This is a genomic window from Ensifer sp. M14, assembly GCF_003355565.1.
Lineage (GTDB): Bacteria > Pseudomonadota > Alphaproteobacteria > Rhizobiales > Rhizobiaceae > Ensifer.
The window spans coordinates 3,162,470-3,182,984 of record NZ_QJNR01000004.1 but is presented as its reverse complement, the minus strand read 5'-3'; the positions used below and the strand labels follow the sequence as shown (position 1 = coordinate 3,182,984).

General features: G+C 60.4%; 22 protein-coding genes. 12 read left to right on the top strand and 10 right to left on the bottom strand.

What is annotated here, in order from left to right:
• Positions 1 to 32: 32 nt before the first annotated feature.
• The 4 genes from BLJAPNOD_RS15395 to BLJAPNOD_RS15380 all read right to left on the bottom strand — a co-directional run bounded on the left by BLJAPNOD_RS15395 (position 33) and on the right by BLJAPNOD_RS15380 (position 4,298).
• Positions 33 to 809, bottom strand: coding sequence for an amino acid ABC transporter ATP-binding protein (locus BLJAPNOD_RS15395; protein WP_115420414.1), 777 nt, complete (start codon positions 807 to 809; stop codon positions 33 to 35).
• Between the two features lie 14 nt (positions 810 to 823).
• Positions 824 to 1,981, bottom strand: coding sequence for an amino acid ABC transporter permease (locus BLJAPNOD_RS15390; protein ID WP_077498312.1), 1,158 nt, complete (start codon positions 1,979 to 1,981; stop codon positions 824 to 826).
• A gap of 4 nt (positions 1,982 to 1,985) precedes the next feature.
• Positions 1,986 to 3,179, bottom strand: a complete 1,194-nt coding sequence (locus tag BLJAPNOD_RS15385; RefSeq protein WP_077498311.1) for an amino acid ABC transporter permease — start codon at positions 3,177 to 3,179, stop codon at positions 1,986 to 1,988.
• A gap of 93 nt (positions 3,180 to 3,272) precedes the next feature.
• Positions 3,273 to 4,298 carry an amino acid ABC transporter substrate-binding protein gene (locus BLJAPNOD_RS15380; RefSeq protein WP_077498310.1) on the bottom strand — a complete coding sequence of 342 codons (1,026 nt, stop codon included), beginning with the start codon at positions 4,296 to 4,298 and terminating at the stop codon, positions 3,273 to 3,275.
• 341 nt (positions 4,299 to 4,639) lie between these two features.
• Between BLJAPNOD_RS15380 and BLJAPNOD_RS15375 the strand changes: the two genes are divergently transcribed.
• The gene (locus BLJAPNOD_RS15375; RefSeq protein ID WP_115420413.1) at positions 4,640 to 5,830 is read left to right on the top strand and encodes a cystathionine beta-lyase; all 1,191 of its coding nucleotides are present in this window, start codon (positions 4,640 to 4,642) and stop codon (positions 5,828 to 5,830) included.
• A gap of 6 nt (positions 5,831 to 5,836) precedes the next feature.
• On the opposite strand, the gene BLJAPNOD_RS15370 is transcribed toward BLJAPNOD_RS15375, so the two are convergent.
• On the bottom strand, positions 5,837 to 7,003 hold the full coding sequence (locus BLJAPNOD_RS15370; protein ID WP_115420412.1) for an FAD-dependent oxidoreductase: 1,167 nt from the start codon (positions 7,001 to 7,003) through the stop codon (positions 5,837 to 5,839).
• Between the two features lie 9 nt (positions 7,004 to 7,012).
• Positions 7,013 to 7,258: a zinc-finger domain-containing protein gene (locus BLJAPNOD_RS15365; protein WP_053247284.1), complete on the bottom strand. Its 246-nt coding sequence runs from the start codon at positions 7,256 to 7,258 to the stop codon at positions 7,013 to 7,015.
• Positions 7,259 to 7,437: 179 nt separating this feature from the next.
• Between BLJAPNOD_RS15365 and BLJAPNOD_RS15360 the strand changes: the two genes are divergently transcribed.
• The 8 genes from BLJAPNOD_RS15360 (at position 7,438) to BLJAPNOD_RS15325 (ending at position 14,324) form a co-directional block, all read left to right on the top strand.
• Positions 7,438 to 8,223 (top strand): alpha/beta hydrolase, encoded by a 786-nt coding sequence (locus tag BLJAPNOD_RS15360; protein ID WP_115420411.1) that lies wholly within the window; start codon positions 7,438 to 7,440, stop codon positions 8,221 to 8,223.
• A gap of 100 nt (positions 8,224 to 8,323) precedes the next feature.
• Positions 8,324 to 9,151, top strand: a complete 828-nt coding sequence (gene cysE / locus BLJAPNOD_RS15355; protein ID WP_115420410.1) for a serine O-acetyltransferase — start codon at positions 8,324 to 8,326, stop codon at positions 9,149 to 9,151.
• Positions 9,152 to 9,251: 100 nt separating this feature from the next.
• Entirely contained in the window at positions 9,252 to 9,455 is a 204-nt protein-coding gene (locus BLJAPNOD_RS15350; RefSeq protein WP_003535016.1) for a DUF3126 family protein, read from the top strand.
• A 232-nt stretch (positions 9,456 to 9,687) separates the two neighbouring features.
• Positions 9,688 to 10,041, top strand: coding sequence for a phasin family protein (locus BLJAPNOD_RS15345; RefSeq protein ID WP_025426808.1), 354 nt, complete (start codon positions 9,688 to 9,690; stop codon positions 10,039 to 10,041).
• Between the two features lie 240 nt (positions 10,042 to 10,281).
• Entirely contained in the window at positions 10,282 to 10,635 is a 354-nt protein-coding gene (clpS, locus tag BLJAPNOD_RS15340) for an ATP-dependent Clp protease adapter ClpS (RefSeq protein ID WP_025426809.1), read from the top strand.
• 9 nt (positions 10,636 to 10,644) lie between these two features.
• Positions 10,645 to 13,164 (top strand): ATP-dependent Clp protease ATP-binding subunit ClpA, encoded by a 2,520-nt coding sequence (clpA, locus tag BLJAPNOD_RS15335; protein ID WP_077498305.1) that lies wholly within the window; start codon positions 10,645 to 10,647, stop codon positions 13,162 to 13,164.
• Between the two features lie 81 nt (positions 13,165 to 13,245).
• Entirely contained in the window at positions 13,246 to 13,983 is a 738-nt protein-coding gene (locus BLJAPNOD_RS15330) for an AzlC family ABC transporter permease (RefSeq protein WP_115420409.1), read from the top strand.
• On the top strand, positions 13,980 to 14,324 hold the full coding sequence (locus BLJAPNOD_RS15325) for an AzlD domain-containing protein (protein WP_115420408.1): 345 nt from the start codon (positions 13,980 to 13,982) through the stop codon (positions 14,322 to 14,324). The genes BLJAPNOD_RS15330 and BLJAPNOD_RS15325 overlap by 4 nt, the downstream gene beginning before the upstream one ends.
• A gap of 52 nt (positions 14,325 to 14,376) precedes the next feature.
• Here the strand turns inward: BLJAPNOD_RS15325 and BLJAPNOD_RS15320 are convergent, their stop codons facing one another.
• From BLJAPNOD_RS15320 to BLJAPNOD_RS15305, 4 genes are read right to left on the bottom strand one after another with little or no spacing between them, the layout of a single operon-like run.
• Positions 14,377 to 14,796, bottom strand: coding sequence for an HIT family protein (locus BLJAPNOD_RS15320; protein WP_077498302.1), 420 nt, complete (start codon positions 14,794 to 14,796; stop codon positions 14,377 to 14,379).
• 44 nt (positions 14,797 to 14,840) lie between these two features.
• Complete coding sequence (locus tag BLJAPNOD_RS15315; protein WP_115420407.1) at positions 14,841 to 16,028, bottom strand: GNAT family N-acetyltransferase; 1,188 nt, start codon at positions 16,026 to 16,028, stop codon at positions 14,841 to 14,843.
• 4 nt (positions 16,029 to 16,032) lie between these two features.
• Positions 16,033 to 16,758 carry a glycerophosphodiester phosphodiesterase gene (locus BLJAPNOD_RS15310; protein ID WP_077498300.1) on the bottom strand — a complete coding sequence of 242 codons (726 nt, stop codon included), beginning with the start codon at positions 16,756 to 16,758 and terminating at the stop codon, positions 16,033 to 16,035.
• Positions 16,759 to 16,771: 13 nt separating this feature from the next.
• Complete coding sequence (locus BLJAPNOD_RS15305; protein ID WP_077498299.1) at positions 16,772 to 17,239, bottom strand: RidA family protein; 468 nt, start codon at positions 17,237 to 17,239, stop codon at positions 16,772 to 16,774.
• 144 nt (positions 17,240 to 17,383) lie between these two features.
• On the opposite strand from BLJAPNOD_RS15305, the gene BLJAPNOD_RS15300 reads away from it, so the two are divergent.
• From BLJAPNOD_RS15300 to tsf, 3 genes are all read left to right on the top strand, one after another.
• Complete coding sequence (locus BLJAPNOD_RS15300; RefSeq protein ID WP_115420406.1) at positions 17,384 to 18,211, top strand: cell envelope integrity EipB family protein; 828 nt, start codon at positions 17,384 to 17,386, stop codon at positions 18,209 to 18,211.
• Between the two features lie 180 nt (positions 18,212 to 18,391).
• Positions 18,392 to 19,159, top strand: a complete 768-nt coding sequence (gene rpsB / locus BLJAPNOD_RS15290) for a 30S ribosomal protein S2 (protein WP_077498297.1) — start codon at positions 18,392 to 18,394, stop codon at positions 19,157 to 19,159.
• Positions 19,160 to 19,414: 255 nt separating this feature from the next.
• Complete coding sequence (tsf, locus tag BLJAPNOD_RS15285) at positions 19,415 to 20,338, top strand: translation elongation factor Ts (protein ID WP_077498296.1); 924 nt, start codon at positions 19,415 to 19,417, stop codon at positions 20,336 to 20,338.
• The last annotated feature ends 177 nt before the right edge of the window (positions 20,339 to 20,515 follow it).

Below are 20,515 nucleotides of genomic sequence, written 5' to 3'. Positions count from 1 at the left end.
GAAAACCGCTTCGCACTTTTCCTGGAAATACTCTAGTGCAGGATCTGGCTCAGGAAGAGCTTGGTGCGCTCGTGCTGCGGATTGTCGAAGAACTCGGCGGGTGAGTTCTGTTCGACGATCTGGCCCTGGTCCATGAAGATCACGCGGTTGGCGACCTGGCGCGCAAAACCCATTTCGTGGGTCACGCACAGCATGGTCATGCCTTCTTCGGCAAGGCCCACCATCGTGTCGAGCACTTCCTTGACCATTTCCGGATCGAGCGCCGAGGTCGGCTCATCGAACAGCAGGATCTTCGGCTTCATGCACAGCGAGCGGGCAATCGCCACGCGCTGCTGCTGGCCGCCCGAAAGCTGGCCCGGATACTTGTGGGCCTGCTCAGGGATCTTGACGCGCTTCAGGAAGTGCATCGCGATTTCTTCGGCCTGCTTCTTCGGCATCTTGCGGACCCAGATCGGTGCAAGCGTGCAGTTTTCGAGAATCGTCAGGTGCGGAAACAGGTTGAAGTGCTGGAACACCATTCCGACTTCGCGGCGCACTTCATCGATCTTCTTCAGATCGTTGGTGAGTTCGATGCCGTCGACGACGATCTTGCCCTTCTGGTGTTCTTCCAGCCGGTTGATGCAGCGGATCATCGTCGATTTACCAGAGCCCGATGGGCCGGCAATGACGATGCGCTCGCCCTTCATCACCTTCAGGTTGATGTCACGGAGAACGTGGAAGTCTCCGTACCATTTGTTCATTCCGTTGATTTCGACCGCAACGTCAGTCGCGGATACGGTCATCTTGGAAACAGTGGCTGCATTGGCCATGCGATCTCCCCCTCTTATCGTTTATGGCTCGTGTCGAGCACGCGTTCCATGAAGCCTGAATAGCGCGACATACCAAAGCAGAAAAGCCAGAATATGAAGCCTGCGAAAATTAGCCCTGAGATCGGCGTCACCGCCGACGCCCAGTTGGCGTCCGAGAAATTCAACCGGACGATGCCGAGAAGGTCGAACATGCCGATGATCGAGACCAGCGACGTATCCTTGAACAGCCCGATGAAGGTGTTGACGATGCCTGGAATGACGAGCTTCAACGCCTGCGGCAGCACGATGAGGTTCATCTTCTGCCAGTAGCTGAGGCCGAGCGAATCGGCGCCCTCATACTGCCCCTTGCCGATCGCCTGCAGACCGCCGCGCACCACCTCGGCCATGTAGGCGGAGGCGAAGAACGACACGCCGATCAGCGCCCGCAGAAACTTGTCGAAAGTCACCCCCTGCGGCAGGAACAGCGGCAACATCACGCTCGCCATGAACAGAACGGTGATCAGCGGGATGCCGCGCACGACTTCGATGAAGAACGTGCAGAGCATCTTGATTACCGGCATGGTCGATCGCCGGCCGAGCGCAAGCAGGATGCCGAGCGGCAACGAGACCGCGATGCCGACGAAGGAAAGCACCAACGTCACCATCAGGCCGCCCCACAGCGGCGTCTCGACGAACGGCAATCCGAACCACCCGCCCGGCAGAAGGATCAGCGCCAGGATAGGCAGCACGACGAGAAGCAGGATCGCGTTGATGTTCTTGTAGGGAACCTTCGGGATCAGCATCGGCGTCAGGAACAGAATGAAAAGGATGCCGACAAGTGCGGGTCGCCAGCGCTCCTCGATCGGGTAGCGCCCGAAGAGGAACTGGTCGAACTTGGCGTTGACGAAAGCCCAGCAGGCGCCGCTCCAGCCATCCGGCTGCGAGCCGCCCTGCGCGACGGTGGCACAGACCCCACGCCCGCCGCCGGTCCAGGCGGCATCGATAAACAGCCATTGCACGGCCGGCGGTACGAGCCAGGCGAGCACAAGCAGGCTTATGATCGTCAGAGCCGTATCCTTCGGCGTCGCAAAGAGGTTCTTGCGAAGCCAGTAGGCAAGGCCGCCCGTCTGTATGGGCGCCGGTGCAGCCTCGATCATCGAGGCGCGGACAAAATTTCCCTGGTGTGAGTTCATGATCTTATCTCTCCACCAGGGCCATGCGGGCATTGAACCAGTTCATCAGCAACGACGTCGTCAGGCTCAGCGACAGGTAGACGATGATCCATATCGATACGACTTCGATCGCCTGACCGGTCTGATTGAGGATCGTTCCGCCGACGGCAACCAGGTCGGCGTAGCCGATGGCGATCGCCAGTGACGAGTTCTTGGTCAGGTTGAGATACTGGCTGGTGAGCGGCGGAATGATGATCCGCATCGCCTGTGGTACAACGACGAGGCGGGTGGTGAGGCCGGGCCGGACGCCCAGTGCATGGGCAGCCTCGGACTGCCCCTTCGAGACACCGCGAATGCCGGCCCGCACAATTTCGGCGATAAAGGCGGCGGTGTAGAAGGAAAGCGCCAGGAACAGCGACAGGAACTCCGGTCCGATGACCGAACCGCCGGTAAGGTTGAACTTGCCGGCTACCGGGACATCGAAGGTAATCGGCGAGCCGGTTGCCAGGAAGGCGAGGAGCGGCAACCCGATGACGAGGCCGAGCACGGTCCAGAGCAACGGGAAGCGCTGTCCGGTTGCTTCCTGCTTGATGCGCGCATAGCGGGCCAAGAAGAAGCTGGCTATGACGGCGATCACGAACGTGTAGAAAACATATTGCGAGCCGTCGCCGAAAACCGGTTTGGGAAAGGCGATGCCGCGGTTGTTGAGGAAGATGTTGAGGGGCAGCGCGGCCGATTCGCGTGGCTGCGGAAGCACGGCGAGAACGCCGCTGTACCAGAAGAAGATGACCAGCAGCGGCGGGATGTTGCGGAACACTTCGACATAGGCGAGCGACAGTTTCGCGATCAGCCAATTGTGCGAGAGCCGCCCGATGCCGACGACGAAGCCGATGATGGTTGCGGTGATGATGCCGGTTACTGCCACGAGCAGCGTATTGAAGAAGCCGACGACCAGCGCGCGCCCGTAGGTGGAATCACTCGTATAGGCGATCAAGGACTGTCCGACGTCGAAGCCGGCGCGCCCGTTGAGGAAGCCATAGCCGGACGCGATGTTCGCGCGCTTGAGGTTCTGGATTGTGTTGTCCGCTATCCAATAGACGAGGGCAACGAGAATAACGACGGTTATGACCTGGTAAAATATTCCACGCACCTGCGGGTCGTTCATGATCGAACCGGAAGGTTTGCTCTTCTCAGGCGTAGTTGTGACGCCAATCGCCATGCAATGCCTCTTTCCCCTTGTCACCCTTTTGGGTGTTTTTATCGTTGGGATGGGGAAGCGGCGTGCCGCTTCCCCCTGTTGTGTCTGGCCGTATTAGCGGACCGGAGGAGCGTACTGAATGCCGCCCTTGCTCCACAGCGCGTTGAGGCCGCGTTCGATCTTCAGCGGGCTGCCGGCGCCAATGTTACGGTCGAAGACTTCGCCGTAGTTGCCGACTGCCTTGATGATGTTGACGGCCCATTCGTTAGTCAGGCCGATGTCGGTGCCGATCTTGCTGTCAGCTTCGACGCCGAGGAAGCGCTGGACGTCCGGATTGGGGGACTTCTTCATCTCTTCGACATTTGCCTGCGTGACGCCGAATTCTTCGGCCTGGATCAGCGCGTAATGGACCCAGCTGACGATATCGAACCACTGGTCGTCACCCTGGCGAACGGCCGGACCAAGCGGCTCCTTCGAGATGATTTCCGGCAGGATCATGTGATCGTCGGGCTTGGACAGCGTCAGGCGCAGCGAATAAAGGCCCGACTGGTCAGTGGTGTAGACGTCGCAACGACCGGCGTCATAGGCCGCGTTCACTTCTTCGAGCTTTTCGAAGACGACCGGGTTGTACTGCAGGTTGTTGGACTTGAAGTAGTCGGCGAGGTTGAGCTCGGTGGTGGTGCCGGTCTGTACGCAGACGGCAGCGCCGGAGAGTTCGAGGGCCGACTTTACGTTCAGGCCCTTGCGGACCATGAAGCCCTGGCCGTCATAGTAGTTGACCGGGCGGAAGTTGAAGCCGAGAGCGGTGTCGCGGTTGATCGTCCATGTTGTGTTACGGGCGAGGACATCTACTTCACCGGACTGCAGGGCCGGGAAACGCTCCTTGGCCGAAGTGGGTGTGTATTTTACCTTGGTGCCATCCGCGAAGATCGCGGCGGCGATCGCCTTGCAATAATCGACGTCGAAGCCGCTCCAGTTGCCCGAAGCATCCGGTGCAGCGAAGCCGGCGAGACCGGTGTTCACGCCGCATTGGACGAAGCCCTTGGCCTTCACGTCATCGAGTGTCGCAGCCGAAGCCGCATGTGCGCCAATCCCCATGACAGCAGCGCCAACAAGGGCTGTCAGAATTCTTCTTGCCATTTTTTAGAACCTTTTTCTGTTGTCGTTAGTTCCCGTCTGCACCAGCGCGTCTCCCTGCGCGTACAGCCTCCGCCACCCTCATGGCGCGAGTGCAATCTATCTCATGCTCAAAATCCATGGGGGTCAAGAGAGCTTGCCGATTTTCTGAACTTGCATGTGAAAAACCTGAAATAAGCCAGAAGTTTAGGCATGTTTTGCAGGAAACGGGCAATTGCTGAGCGAAAATTCGCCAGTTGCCCCTGCATTCGATTGCAAAACGCCTTTGTCGGATTTTGCCACTTGACCCCGGTTGTAGGGCGTTCGAAGAGTTTCGGATCGGTTTTTCAACATCGGACTCTTCAATGGCAGACAGCGGCAATGTGAATGGCAAGATGGGCATCAACACCCGCCTGGCCCATACCGGAAACAAACCCTCCGACTATTTCGGTTTCGTCAATCCACCGGTCGTTCACGCGTCCACTGTGCTGTTTCCAAACGCCCAGACGATGGAAACGCGCGCGCAGAAGTACACCTACGGCACCCGCGGCACGCCGACGACGGATGCGCTTTGCGACGCGATCAACGAGCTTGAGGGGGCCGCCGGCACGATCCTCGTTCCCTCGGGCCTTGCTGCCGTCACCGTGCCGTTCCTGGCCTATCTTTCGTCCGGCGACCACGCACTCATCGTCGATTCGGTTTATTTCCCGACCCGCCACTTCTGCGACACGATGTTGAAGCGTCTCGGTGTCACCGTCGAATATTACGACCCGATGATCGGGGCTTCGATCGAAAGCCTGATTCGCCCGAACACGCGCCTGGTTCATACGGAAGCTCCAGGCTCCAACACGTTCGAGATGCAGGATATCCGGACGATCGCCGATGTCGCGCATCGTCACGGCTGCATCGTCACCATGGACAACACGTGGGCGACGCCGGTTTATTTCAAGCCGCTTGACCATGGCGTCGACGTATCGATCCATGCCGCCACGAAGTACCCTTCGGGCCATTCCGACGTGCTGTTCGGCACTGTCTCGGCCAACGCTGCCCACTGGCCGGCGCTGACGGAAGCCATGGTCACGCTCGGCATCTGCGTTTCCCCTGACGATAGCTACCAGATTTTGCGCGGGCTTCGTACCATGGGCATCCGTCTCGAGCGGCACCAGGAGAGCGCTCTGTCGCTCGCCACTTGGCTGGAGGGGCGTGACGAGGTTGCCCGCGTCCTGCATCCGGCGCTGCCGAGTTTCCCAGGCCACGACCTCTGGAAGCGCGACTTTACCGGCGCGAGCGGCATCTTTTCCTTCGTGCTGCGGGCGGAAAGTCCTGATCGCTTCAAGGCCAAGGCGCATGCCTTCCTCGACGCGCTGTCGCTGTTCGGCCTTGGTTACTCCTGGGGTGGCTTCGAAAGCCTGGCGCTTCAGGTCGGATTGTCCGATCGCAAAGTGGCTTTGGCGCCGACCGAGGGTCCTGTCCTTCGCCTGCAGATCGGCCTCGAAGATGTTGCCGATATTCGCCGGGATATCGAGGCAGGGCTTGCTGCAGCCAACGCCGTCTGAGCGTTTTCAGCGTTCGGGAGCGCCGTAGCCGTAGAGCCAATCGAAATCGGCTGCGAGCGCTTCGGGACTTTTCATGGACAGGACGATATCCCGCCCGAGCCGGAACGGGCCGCGGGCGTGATAGGCGAAGCGGTTGAAGGCGGCGCGACGGCGCACTTGGGCGATACGTGGCCGGCGCGTAGCCTCGAAGGCCCCAAGGGCTTCGCCGATATTGCTTGAGCCGACGAGGCAAGCCGCAAGCTCATATGCATCTTCGATCGCCATGGCGGCGCCTTGCGCCGCAAACGGCGTCATCGCATGGGCGGCATCGCCGATCAGAACAGTCTTTCTTCCATCCTGCCAAGCGCCATCCGTTACCGTGCAAAGCGGCCAATAGGTCGGCGCATCAGCCTTTTTCAGCATCGTTTGCAAGCCAGTGTTCCAGCCGGAAAAGGCTTCGAGGTAGTCACGACGCCGGCCTTCGGAATCCTTGCCTACCCAGACGCTGTCGGTTTCATCGCCCTCGATGATCGCAACCAGGTTGAAACCGTCGATTTCGCGCAAGGGATAGGCGACCAGATGCGCCCGTGCGCCAAGAAAGGCTGTGACACGATCCGGCAATAAAAGGCCGGCGGCGGCATCGCGCGTGACCGTCATGCGCCAGGCGACATTGCCCGAAAACTGGACCGTACCGGCATCCGGAACTGCCGTGCGCAGGCGCGACCAGATGCCGTCGGCGCCAACTGCCAGCGCCGGCGTCCGGCCTGTAACGGCGGGGATTGCCTGCTCGGCGTCGCCATCGATCCGGTGTCCGAGATGCAGGCGGCAGCGCGGCTCAGCTGCCACGGCGGTTAGCAGGATTCGTTGAAGGCTTGCCCGGTGCAGCACGCCATAGGGCGCGCGCCAGCGCTCACGGGCAAAACGGCCTGAGGCAACCCGTGCAAGTAAGCGGAGAGATTTGCCATCGACGAGCGTAATTGCATCCGGCTCGGTCCAGACGGCTTCAAGCTCGTTCTGAAGGCCGAGTTCGATGAGGATGCGCGATGCATTCGGGGAGAGCTGAAGCCCGGCTCCGACCTCGGTCAGAACGGCTGCCTGCTCGACAATGTCGACGTCAAAACCGCGACGCGCGAGGCTGAGTGCTGCCGTGAGCCCGCTGACGCCGGCACCGACGATCGCGACCGCCGCTGACATCCGCGTTGATCAGGCCGCCTGGAATGTGAAGAGGCAGCCCGGCGGGTTGGTTTCGGTCGCCTTCAGCTTCGGATTGTAGCGATAGAGCGTCGAGCAGTAGGAGCAGACTTTTTCGTTGTCGTCGCCCATGTCGATGAAGATGTGCGGATGGTCGTAGGGAACGGACGCGCCGGTGCACATGAATTCCTTGACGCCGATCTCGATTGCCTGGTGTCCGCCATCATTCTGGAAATGCGGGATGCTGTGGCCGGCCATGTCATGCTCCGATGTATGCAAGTCTTTGAGGGTCGAATTTGCCGGCACCATAGTGAGCTTTGTCGCAAAAGTGTAGCGGCAAACACGCCGCACCTGTGGTTTTTGCGGGCTCGGGGTTTCCCTCTTCGGAGCGACAAATTAGGTTGCGCCAAACCGCCGCCGCCTCAAGGACCAGAATGATGGATCTCAATCCGCCCCCATTTTCGCACTTCACGCATGAGGGGCTGGATATTGCCTTCTTCGACGAAGGCGATCCGTCCGGTCCGCCGATCCTGCTCATTCACGGCTTTGCCTCGAGCGCCAACGTCAACTGGGTTTTTCCCGGCTGGCTGAAGACGCTTGGCGATGCCGGCTACCGGGTGATCGCGTTCGACAACCGCGGGCATGGCAAAAGCAGCAAGCCCTATGATCCGGCCGTCTACCATCCCCAGCAGATGGCCGGCGACGCGATCGCGTTGCTCGGGCATCTCGGCATCGCCGAGGCGCATGTCATGGGCTATTCCATGGGCGCGCGCATCTCGGCGTTCCTGGCCTTGGCTCATCCCGATCGCGTGCGCTCTCTGGTCTTTGGCGGGCTCGGTATCGGCATGGTGACGGGGGTCGGCGACTGGGACCCGATCGCCGATGCGCTTGTGGCGCCGTCGCTCGACGTCGTGACACACGCGCGTGGCCGCATGTTCCGCGCCTTTGCCGACCAGACCAAAAGCGATCGTCAGGCGCTGGCCGCCTGCATCTCGACCTCGCGCGACCTGCTGACCGACGAGGACATGGGACGCATCGATGTTCCAACCCTGATTGGCGTCGGCACCAAGGACGATATCGCCGGCTCGCCGCAGGAGCTTGCCGACCTGATGCCGAATGCCCGTGCGCTTGATATTCCGGGCAGGGACCATATGCTTGCGGTCGGCGACCGGGTGTTCAAGAAGGCGGTGCTCGAATTCCTCGAAGAGGTGGGGCGAGCTTAGGTGCGTCTACGACCTTTGGTCGAAGTGGATGCTGACCATTTATGTCCTGCCGGATTTCCCCTATATTGACGGCATAGACCGATTAAGAAGGAGTGCGACGATGGTCGCGACGACCGAACTTCGTCAGACGGAATCCCTCAAGCTGATGGATCCGATCTGGAGCAGCCTGCGCGAGGAGGCACGCCTCGCCGCCGAGCAGGATCCGATGCTGGCAGCGTTCCTCTATTCCACGGTCGTCAACCAGCATTCGCTGGAAGAAAGCGTCGTCTACCGCATCTGCGAGCGCCTCGATCATCCCGATCTGCAGGCGAACCTCCTGCGGCAGACATTTGCCGACATGCTGGAGGATTGGCCGGAATGGGGCACGATCCTGCGCGTCGACATCCAGGCGGTCTATGACCGTGATCCGGCCTGCACCCGGTTCATCGAGCCCGTGCTTTACTTCAAGGGTTTCCACGCCATCCAGACGCACCGTCTCGCCCATTGGCTCCTGAAGCGCGGGCGCCGGGATTTCGCGTTCTATCTGCAGAGCAGGGCATCCAGCGTCTACCAGACCGATATCAATCCGGCCGCCCGGATCGGCCGAGGCATCTTCCTCGATCACGCCACCGGGTTGGTGGTGGGCGAAACCGCGGTCATCGGCGACAACGTTTCGATCCTTCACGGCGTCACGCTTGGCGGCACCGGCAAGGAGGGCAGCGACCGCCATCCGAAGATCGCCGACGGCGTGCTGATCGGCGCAGGCGCCAAGATTCTCGGCAATATTCACATTGGTCACTGCTCGCGCATTGCCGCCGGCTCGGTCGTCCTGAAGCCGGTGCCGCCGAAAACGACGGTTGCGGGCGTTCCGGCCAAGGTCGTCGGCGAAGCCGGCTGTTCCGAACCGTCGCGCCAGATGGACCAGATCCTGACAAGCTTCGAAATTTGAACCATCGGGAACCGGTGCGTAGCTGCTTTCGAGGGGTTTACACCCGCCAACGCAGCGTGCGAGAAGCGCCGCACATCAAAAACGGCTACGGAGAAGACATTTGAAGCCCGAAGAAATCCGCAAGCTTGAAGCCTATCTCAAGCGCACGTTCAACCAGTCGATGGTCGTCAAGGCTCGCCCGAAGAAGGACGAGTCGGCTGAAGTCTATCTCGGTGACGAATTCCTCGGCGTCGTCTTCCGCGATGAGGAAGATGGGGAACTGTCCTACAACTTCTCCATGGCGATCCTCGACATCGACCTCTAAGTCGCCGATCGACCGTTCCAGGAAATGACCCGGTGGCGAGCGATCGCGCCGGGTTTTTCTATGCCTTGACGTTTTTCGGGGCGCAAAGCCGAAGAATTTTCAACATCCGTGGCGTTTTTCATCAAGCTGTTGCAAGCATTGTGTTTTATTGCAGCGCACGCTCGACTTGACTTTTTGTGCAGTGCACATAAACTGAAGCCTCCAGATCAGGCCGTCACTAAGGAGACACCCGATGTTCAACTTCGATGATGCAAACAAGAAAAGCAAAGAAGCCATTGACGTGGCTGTGAAGAGCTATTCCGCCTGGACCAAGGGCCTTCAGGCCATTGCGACCGAGGCTGCCGATTTTTCCAAGAAGTCCTTCGAAGACAGCGTTGCGCATGTGGAGAAGCTCTCCAGCGTCAAGAGCGTCGAGACGGCTTTCGAACTCCAGACCAATTTCCTGAAGTCGAGCTACGAAGGCTTCTTCGCCGAGGCGACCAAGATCGGCGAAATGTATGCCGACCTCGCCAAGGACGCCTACAAGCCGTACGAAGCGCCGGTTGCCAAGGCGACCGCAGCGGTCAAGGCCGCCGCCGCAGCGTAACGCAACGGATCATTGCCGTCATTGGAAGGCCGGTCGCCGATGAAGCGACCGGCCTTTTTGCTGTTTCGCACACTTCTCGGTGGATCGAAGAAAGTTGATCAATCTTATGCCTCTCCGTGCGATTATGATTGCAGTGCGTTGGTTCGGTCTTAAAATCCAGAAACGAACCATTAGATAAAGGGCAAGCACGCTGCGGCCATGTTCGATGGATCCGCGGCTTGTACTAAGGAAAAGACACGAATGATCGCCATGCCGGTCCGGATGCAGCAAGGAAGCGACGACGAAGGAGGTGGAAGCAACCGCAGCACCTCCGTCATCACGCGCACCAAGCCGAAGACCAAGAAGCCGAGTTTGTATCGCGTTCTGCTTTTGAATGACGATTACACGCCGATGGAGTTTGTCATCCACATTCTGGAACGTTTTTTTCAGAAGAATCCGGAAGAGGCGACTCGCATTATGCTCCACGTCCACAATCACGGTGTGGGGGAGTGCGGCGTCTTTACGTACGAAGTCGCCGAAACGAAGGTGACGCAGGTGATGGATTTCGCCCGCCAGCATCAGCATCCGTTGCAATGCGTCATGGAAAAGAAATGAGGAACTAACGTGCCAACATTTTCGCCCAGCCTCGAAAAGGCGCTGCACCAGGCACTGACTTTTGCCAACGAGCGCCACCACGAATATGCGACGCTTGAGCATCTGCTTCTGGCATTGATAGACGATGCCGATGCAGCGGCCGTGATGGGCGCGTGCAACGTCAATCTCGAGACGCTGCGCAAGACCGTGACAGACTATGTCGACAACGAACTGTCGAACCTGATCACCGGCTATGATGAGGATTCGAAGCCGACCGCCGGCTTCCAGCGCGTTATCCAGCGGGCCGTCATCCACGTTCAATCGTCGGGTCGCGAGGAAGTGACCGGGGCAAATGTGCTCGTTGCGATCTTCGCCGAGCGCGAAAGCCATGCCGCCTACTTCCTGCAGGAGCAGGAAATGACGCGCTACGACGCGGTCAACTTCATCTCGCATGGTATCGGCAAACGGCCGGGAAGCTCCGAGGCACGTCCGGTGCGCGGGGCAGAGGAACACGAATCCGAGCAGAAGCCTGCCCGTGAAAACGAAGAGGCGAGCGCCAAGAAGCAACAGGACGCGCTGACGGCCTATTGCGTCAACCTCAATGAAAAGGCGAAATCCGGCAAGATTGATCCGCTGATCGGCCGGCACGCCGAAGTCAACCGCACGATCCAGATTCTCTGCCGCCGCTCGAAAAACAATCCGCTCTATGTCGGCGATCCAGGCGTCGGCAAGACGGCGATCGCCGAGGGCCTTGCCAAGCGCATCATTGAGAAGAAGGTGCCGGAGGCGCTCCAGGACGCGACGATCTTCTCGCTCGACATGGGCACGCTGTTGGCCGGCACGCGCTATCGCGGCGATTTCGAAGAGCGCCTGAAGCAGGTCGTCAAGGAACTTGAGGACTATCCGGGTGCGGTACTGTTTATCGATGAAATCCACACCGTCATCGGTGCCGGCGCCACCTCGGGCGGTGCGATGGATGCCTCGAACCTGTTGAAGCCTGCGCTTTCGTCGGGTGCGATCCGCTGCATCGGATCGACCACCTACAAGGAGTACCGGCAGTTCTTCGAAAAGGATCGCGCGCTCGTCCGTCGCTTCCAGAAGATCGATGTCAACGAGCCGACGATCGCCGATACGATCGAGATCATGAAGGGTCTGAAGCCTTACTTCGAGGACTATCATCACCTGAAATACTCCAATGAGGCGATCAAGGCCGCGGTCGAGCTTTCGGCCCGCTACATCAACGACCGCAAGCTGCCGGACAAGGCGATCGACGTGATCGACGAATCCGGAGCCGCGCAGATGCTGCTGCCGATCAGCAAGCGCCGCAAGCTGATCACCGAACGCGAGATCGAAGCCACCATCGCGACCATGGCCCGCATTCCGCCAAAAACCGTCTCCAAGGACGACGAGGCGGTGCTGGCCAATCTCGAGAAGGAGCTGCGCTCCGTCGTCTACGGTCAGGATCTGGCGATCGAGGCGCTGGCGTCGTCGATTAAGCTTGCCCGTGCGGGCCTGCGCGAACCGAACAAGCCGATCGGCTGCTACGTCTTTTCGGGCCCGACGGGCGTCGGCAAGACCGAAGTCGCCAAGCAGCTGGCAACGTCGCTCGGCGTCGAGCTTCTGCGCTTCGACATGTCGGAGTATATGGAGCGGCACACCGTATCGCGGCTGCTCGGTGCACCTCCCGGCTATGTCGGTTTCGACCAGGGCGGCCTCCTGACCGATGGCGTCGACCAGCATCCGCACTGCGTGCTGCTGCTCGACGAAATCGAAAAGGCGCATCCGGACCTGTTCAACATCCTGCTGCAGGTCATGGACCATGGCTCGCTCACGGATCACAACGGCAAGAAGATCGACTTCCGTAACGTCATTCTGATCATGACGACCAATGCAGGCGCTTCGGAAATGGCACGGGCCGCAATCGGCTTCGGCTCGTCCAAGCGCACCGGTGAGGACGAGGAAGCGCTGAACCGCCTGTTCACGCCCGAGTTCCGCAACCGTCTCGATGCGGTCATCCCGTTCGCATCGCTGCCGACGCCGGTTATCCACCAGGTGGTGCAGAAGTTCGTCATGCAGCTGGAAACCCAGCTTGCCGAACGCAACGTCACGTTCGATCTTGCACCCGATGCCATCGCTTGGCTTGCCGAGAAGGGCTACGACGAGAAGATGGGTGCGCGGCCACTGGCGCGCGTCATCCAGGAACACATCAAGAAGCCGCTTGCCGACGAAATTTTGTTCGGCAAGCTGAAGAAGGGTGGCGTCCTCAGGGTGACGATCGGCACAAAGCCCGACGGAACCAGGGGGCTGTTGCTTGATGCCGTACCGGAAACGGCGCCGATCAAGCCGAAGGCGGAAGTGACACGCCCGGCGATGAAGAGCGCCAAGCCGAAAAAGGCTGAGGAAAAGGAAGCTGTCGGCGCCGAGCCCGCACCGAAGGCCAAGCCTAAGAAGGCAGCCGCCAAGGCGCCTTCCGATGCCGGGGCCAAGGATACGGACGCGGCAAGCCCCCGAAAGGGCAAGACGGTGCCGAAGGTGCCGCGGAAGAAGTAGTCCCATCGGACACGATGTTTGGCGCTGCCGGATGAACTCATCCGGCGGCGTTTTTCTGAATAGAACAATCCGGAATGGCTGATGAAAAGTGATGAAAACGGCCAGTCGTCGGTCGTCTGGTTTCTGAGCGGCATGCGCGGCCTGTTCAGCCTTCCCGCCTTTATCCTGATGTTGTCCTTCGTCGGCTTCTGTTCGCTGACGGCGCAGGCTGGCATTCCGCCGGAGCAGGTCGTGTTCATGACCGGCATGGTCTGGGCACTGCCGGCCAAGGTCATTCTCGTCAGCTCGATGATGAGTGGCGCAAGCCTCGCGGCCGCCTTCATTGCCGTCTCGCTCTCGTCCGTCCGGTTGATGCCGATGGTTGCTGCGCTCATTCCCGAGTTGCGCACGTCGAAGACACCGACATGGCTCTTGCTGTTTTTGTCGCATTTCGTCGCGATCACCGCCTGGGTGTTTGCGATGGAGAAGGTGCAGGCAGTGCCGCGCGAAAAACGTGTCGCCTTCTTCGCCGGCTTCGGCATCACGCTGGTCGTCGCCAACATGGTGCTGGTCGGCGTCGTCTATCACTTCGTTGCCGATTTTCCGCCCATCGTCGCGGGTTGCCTGTTTTTCCTGACGCCGATCTATTTCCTGGCGTCGATCTGGCATTCGGCGCGCCATCCCGTCGTCTATATCGCGCTGATTGTCGGCCTCGTCGCGGGGCCCTTGTTCTATTGGCTCGTGCCCGAATTCGACATCCTGCTTGCCGGCGTCGGCGGCGGCACGCTCGCGTGGGCCACGGAGCGGCTCTGGCGCCGTCGCCGGGAGATCGGCGCATGACTTGGCAGGATGGTTGGTGGGCCTACGCCTTCATTGCGATCGCCGGCTGGCTTGCGACCGACGTCTGGCGGTGGCTCGGCGTGATTGCAGGAAATCGGCTACGCGACGATTCCGAGGCGCTAAACTGGGTGAGGGCGGTGGCGACGGCGCTCGTCGCTGCCGTCATCGCCAAGCTGATCCTCTATCCCACAGGCGTGCTTGAGCAGTCGCCGCTCTGGCTTCGCCTGGGTGCCGTCGCGATCGGAGCATCGGCATTCTTCCTGCTCGGTCGCAGACCGGCAATCGGCATCGCGACGACCATTGCGACGTTGGCGGCCGGTCTTTGGTGGCTGGGCTTTTAAGGACTTTTTACCCAGCCGATGACGGCCGCTGACGCGGCCGTCAGATTTGCATTCAAAGCGCCTGGCGCACCTTCTCGGCATTGGCGGCCAGCACCGCGCCATCTTCCATCGTGCCCGAATGCGGCTTCAGCGGAACGCCGTCGCGCCGCGGAATGACGTGGAAGTGCAGATGGAACACCGACTGGCCGGCGGGCGCCTCGTTGAACTGCATGATCGTCACGCCGTCGGCGTCAAAGGCCTCCTTGGCGGCGACGGCGATTTTCTGGACGGCGGTGATCAGTGCCGGCAGGCTCGCAGCGTCGGCATCGAGCAGGTTGCGCGAAGGTGCCTTGGGGACGACGAGCATGTGGCCTTCAGCCTGCGGCATCACGTCCATAAAGGCGATTGTCGCATCGTCCTCGTAGACACGGTGCGACGGGATCTCACCTCGCAGGATCTTCGCGAAGATGTTGTTGGTGTCGTAAGCGCTCATTGTTTTTCCTCGTAGATTGGATCCGGTCAGTGCCGGAGAGCGGTTCAATCGTCCTGGCGCTCACCTTTTCGGAAAGGGCCGTGCTCGGCAAGAAACTCGGCCGTTTCTTCCACATCTCTGCGTTCGCGAACGAGATAATCCTCGACTGCGTGGGCAAGGCCGGGATGGCTGATGTAGTGGGCCGAATGGGTCGTAACCGGCATGTAGCCGCGGGCGAGCTTGTGCTCGCCCTGCGCACCGGCTTCCACGCGCTTGAGGCCCTTTGCGATCGCGAAATCGATGGCCTGGTGGTAGCAGACCTCGAAATGCAGGAAAGGGTGGTCCTCGATGCAGCCCCAGTGGCGGCCATATAGGGCGTCGCCACCGATGAAGTTGATCGCGCCGGCGATGTAGCGGCCGTTGCGTCGCGCCATCATCAGGACGATGTCGTCTGGCATGCGCTCGCCGATCAGCGAATAGAAGGCGCGCGTGAGATACGGGCGCCCCCACTTGCGGCTGCCGGTATCCATGTAGAACGTGAAGAACTGATCCCAGATCGCTTCCGTCAGGTCGCTGCCGGTCAACCAGTCTATGGTGATGCCGTTTTCGAGCGCCGCGCGGCGCTCCTTTTTCAAGGCCTTGCGTTTTCGGGAAGCCAGCGTCTCCAGGAAGTCGTCATGCGAGCCATAACCTTCGTTAAGGAAATGGAACTGTTGGTCGGTACGGTGCAGGAACCCAGCTCGTTCGAAGGTCGGCATCTCTGCCTCCGGAGCGAAAGTCACATGCGCCGACGAGGCATCGTGCCGCCGTGTTAACTCCTTAAGCCCTGCAGCAAGTCCATCCTGGACGGCCGAGCCGTCTTGATCCGAAACGGTCAAAAGGCGCGGCCCCGTTGCCGGCGTAAAGGGGATGGAACCTTGAAGCTTGGGATAGTACCGGCCGCCGGCACGCTCGAATGCATCCGCCCAGCCATGATCGAAGACATATTCGCCCTGGCTGTGGTTCTTCAGATAGCAGACGAGCGCCCCGAGAAGGTCTCCGCCGGCGCCTTCCAGCAGCAGGTGTTGGCCGAGCCAGCCGGTCTTGGCGGTGGCTGAACCCGATTCCTCCAGCGCCGAGAGATAGGCGTGCGAGACGAACGGGTTATAGACCGCTTCGTCTCGTCCCTTCACCGCGCCGGAAAGCATGTTCCAGCGCGCTGCCGGTATATCGGCAAAGGATTGCTCTATGCGGATGGTGACGGCGTCGGACATGAGCTCAGGAAATCAAGGCCTCCCGCGGGTCGAAACCCTCGAAGGTCATCTGGTCGGCATGGGCATAGGTGTAGTCTTCGGCCTGCCTGTCGCGCACGGTCCAGGTGATGATCGTCCGGCCGAGCGTGCGTTCCTTGGTGATGAACGAATTCGGCAGATGGCCGTAGTGATAGGAGATGAAGTCGAGGCCGAGCTGCATGGCCTCTTCGTGCACGAAAAAGGTTTCCGGCCTCGCACCCTCGGCGGTCAGCCCGAGCGGATAGGGCGCATCGAGCGCTTTCAGGTCCTTGAGCAGCCAATGGTCGAAGCTCATTAGCGCCACATGGCCCTTGTAGCCCTCGAGCGTTTCGAGCACGGCGGCGGCAAAACCCTCGTCGTCGCCCTTGCGTCCCTTGAGTTCGATGACGAGCGGCACGCGCCCTTTGACAAGGCGCAGCATCTGCGACAGCGTCGGGATCTTGTCCTTCGTGCCGCCGATCGCCATCAGGCCGAGTTCGCCTGCCGTTCTCGAGCGCACATCGCCCTTGATGCCGCACAGCCGCTCGGTGTCGTCGTCATGGAAAACCACCGGAACGCTGTCGGCGGTGTATTGCAGGTCGCACTCAATGGCGAAGCCGGCATCGGCAGCGCGGGAAAACGCCGAAAGCGTGTTTTCCCAGATCTGCTTGTTCATGTCATGATAGCCACGATGGGCGATCGGCTGCGCTTTCAGCCAGGAAATATCGGTCATGCCTGGCACCCGATCACGCGATCTCGATGACGGCGTCGATCTCGACGGCGGCATTGAAGGGCAGGGCGGCCATGCCGACGGCAGCGCGCGCATGCTTGCCGGCCTCGCCGAGCACGTTGGCCAGCAGGTTGGAGGCACCGTTGAGCACAAGATGCTGTTCGATGAATTCCGGTGTGGAGGCAACGAAGCCGTTGATCTTGACCAGCCGGCGGATGCGGCCGAGGTCGCCGCCGAGCGCGGATTTGGCCTGGGCGAGAATATTGATCGCGCAGAGTTCGGCGGCGCGCTGGGCGCCCGCGACATCGACGTCCTTGCCCACATGACCGGTCACTGCGATCTTCCCGCCTTCCATCGGCAGCTGTCCGGAGATGTAGAGCATCGAGCCGCTGATGACGTAGGGTACGTAATTCGCCGCCGGCGCTGCCGCCTGGGGAAGGGTGACGCCGAGGTCCTTGAGGCGCGTTTCGATCTCTGCGGACATGGAAAGCTCCGTTGTTGTCTTTTGTGTTAAAATCCGGCATTCAGGCCGGATCGCGGTGGGCGACGGCATTTAAATGTGGTGACGCCTCGCTTCTGCCGAAAGCTTGTTTATAGCATTGCCGGCGAGTCCAACAGGAGGAAACGGATGTTTCGTAAAGGCTTCGGTCTCGCCAGTTTCGGCAGCGTTTGCTTTGCAGCGATGACGGTTTCAGGCCTCAGCGCGGCGAGCGCAAATGTCCTTGTGCCGCATCGAGCCGTCTATGACCTCGAGCTCAAGGACGCTTCCGACCGATCGGGCATTTCCGGCATGTACGGCCGGATGGTCTACGAGTTCAACGGATCGGCCTGCGAGGGATACACGGTCAGTTTCCGCTTCGTGACGCAGGTCAATACCGGCGAAGAAACGCGCATGACCGACCAGCAGACGACCACCTATGAGGATCTGAAGTCCGGCAACTTCCGCTTTTTGACGCGCTCGTTCACCGACGAGAAGCTCGACAAGGAAGTGCGCGGCACGGCTCATGACGACAAGACCGGCGTCAAGGTCGAGTTGACCGCGCCGGACAAGCGTGAGGTCGAGCTGGCGGCAAGCCGGTTTCCGACCGAGCATATGGTCGAGGTCATCGACCGCGCAAAGAAGGGCGAAAGCTTCTTCGAGGCACGGATCTTCGACGGATCCGATTCGGGTGACAAGACGCTGATCACCTCGACCTTCGTCGGCAAGTCGCGCAAACCGACGGCCGACGAGCCGGATGCAGGCAAGGCTGGCAAGCTCGGGACCGAGAATTACTGGCCTGTCACCATCTCCTACTTCAACGACGACAAGAGCGGCGATGCGCTGCCGATCTACCGCATGTCGTTCAAACTGTACGAAAACGGCATTACCCGCGATCTGACGATGGACTACGGCGACTTCGTGCTGAGCGGTAAGCTCGCCGACCTCGAAGTCTTCAAATCGGAAGAATGCAAGTAGTCGATATGACAAAAACAGACTCCAAGTCTTGATTTGTCGGGCAGTTGCCGGTAAGGGGCTGCCCATTCCACACGTGAGGCATGGGATGTTCCGGGAGAAATCCGGATCGTTCCGCCGGTGGGTTTTTCGAAAGAAGAGCTCGACGTCTCGCGGAGGTTCAACCGGAAAAGGAGAAAAGGCATGGCATTGCCTGATTTTAGCATGCGCCAGCTGCTTGAGGCTGGTATTCACTTCGGTCACCAGACACATCGCTGGAACCCGAAGATGAAACCCTACATCTTCGGCGATCGTAACAACGTTCACATCATCGACCTCGCACAGACCGTTCCGATGCTGTCGCGCGCACTGCAGGTTGTTAGCGACACTGTCGCCAACGGCGGCCGCGTCCTGTTTGTCGGCACCAAGCGCCAGGCTTCGGAAATCATTGCTGACGCTGCCAAGCGTTCGGCCCAGTACTACGTCAACGCTCGCTGGCTCGGCGGCATGATGACCAACTGGAAGACGATTTCGAACTCGATCCAGCGCCTGCGCAAGCTCGACGAAATCCTCGCTTCGGAAGCTTCGGGCTTCACGAAGAAGGAGCGTCTGAACCTTGAGCGCGAACGCGAAAAGCTCAACCGCGCTCTCGGCGGTATCCGCGACATGGGCGGCACGCCGGACCTGATGTTCATCATCGACACCAACAAGGAATCGATCGCAATCGACGAAGCCAAGCGTCTTGGCATCCCGGTTGTCGCCGTCATCGACTCCAACTGCGATCCGGACCAGATCGACTACCCGATCCCGGGCAACGACGACGCATCGCGTGCGATCGCTCTTTACTGCGATCTCATCGCTCGTGCAGCCATCGACGGCATTGCCCGTCAGCAGGGCGCATCGGGCCGCGATCTCGGCGCATCGGCTGAAGCTATGATCGAGCCGGCGCTCGACGAAGCCTCCGAAGCCTGATCGGACGGCGCGGCGGACATAGGATCGCCGCACCAATCTAATGTCGGGACGAGGCCGTTTGGGATGAAAGATCTGAACGGCCTTGTTCTTTTCAGCGAGGGATGAGGCGGCTTGGGCCGGCGATCCGCGCACCGGACACGACAGCGGTGGGCGCGTTCATCACGGTGTCACATACGCAAGCCATTCCCTGCCAAACCTCCTGGTGCCGCGCCTCTTGCGGGCAGCGCGCCAGCCAAACAGACAAAGAGGCAAAAGATGAGTGTAACTGCAGCAATGGTGAAGGAACTGCGCGAAAAGACCGGCGCAGGCATGATGGATTGCAAGAAGGCGCTCGCCGAAACCAATGGCGACATGGAAGCTGCGATCGACTGGCTGCGTGCCAAGGGCATCGCCAAGGCCGACAAGAAGTCGGGCCGCACGGCTGCTGAAGGCCTCATCGGTATCGTTAGCGGCGGCGTCAAGGCTGTTGTCGTTGAAGTCAACTCCGAAACCGACTTCGTTGCCCGCAACGAAGCCTTCCAGGAACTCGTTCGCGGTGTTGCCAACGTTGCTCTCGGCACCGACGGTTCTGTCGAAGCCATTGCCAATGCCAACTACCCGGCAACCGGCAAGTCTGTCGACGACACGATCAAGGATGCGATCGCCACCATCGGCGAGAACATGACGCTCCGCCGCGCAGCCCTGCTGCAGGTCGAAGACGGCGTCGTTGCCACCTACATCCACAACGCTGCCGGCGACGGCATCGGCAAGCTCGGCGTTCTCGTCGCGCTGAAGTCGGTTGGCGACAAGGAAGTTCTGTTCTCGGTCGGCCGCCAGGTCGCCATGCACATTGCTGCCACCAATCCGCTGGCCATCCGCGCTGACGAAGTCGACGCCGCTGTTGCCGAGCGCGAACGCAACGTGTTCATCGAACAGTCGCGCGCTTCGGGCAAGCCGGACAACATCATCGAAAAGATGGTCGAAGGCCGCATGCGCAAGTTCTTCGAAGAAGTCGCGCTGCTGTCGCAGGCCTTCGTCATGAACCCGGAAATCACCGTCGGCCAGGCCATCAAGGATGCTGAAAAGCTCGCTGGCGCACCGATCGAAGTGACCGGCATGGCCCGTCTTCTGCTCGGCGAAGGCGTCGAGAAGGAAGAATCTGACTTCGCAGCCGAAGTTGCGGCTGTCGCCAAGGGCTGATTTCTTCACCCTTGTTTGGAAAACCTCAGGGCATCGCGTGACAACGCGGTGCCCTTCGTGTATCCGGCTTCGTCAATGCGCCGGACCCGCCGGAAAATGCTCCGCAGCGGTTGAAACCGGGTAGCGCACTATGTCCTTATACGCAGCGCGCCTTTTGCGTGCACGCGTACCGATCTG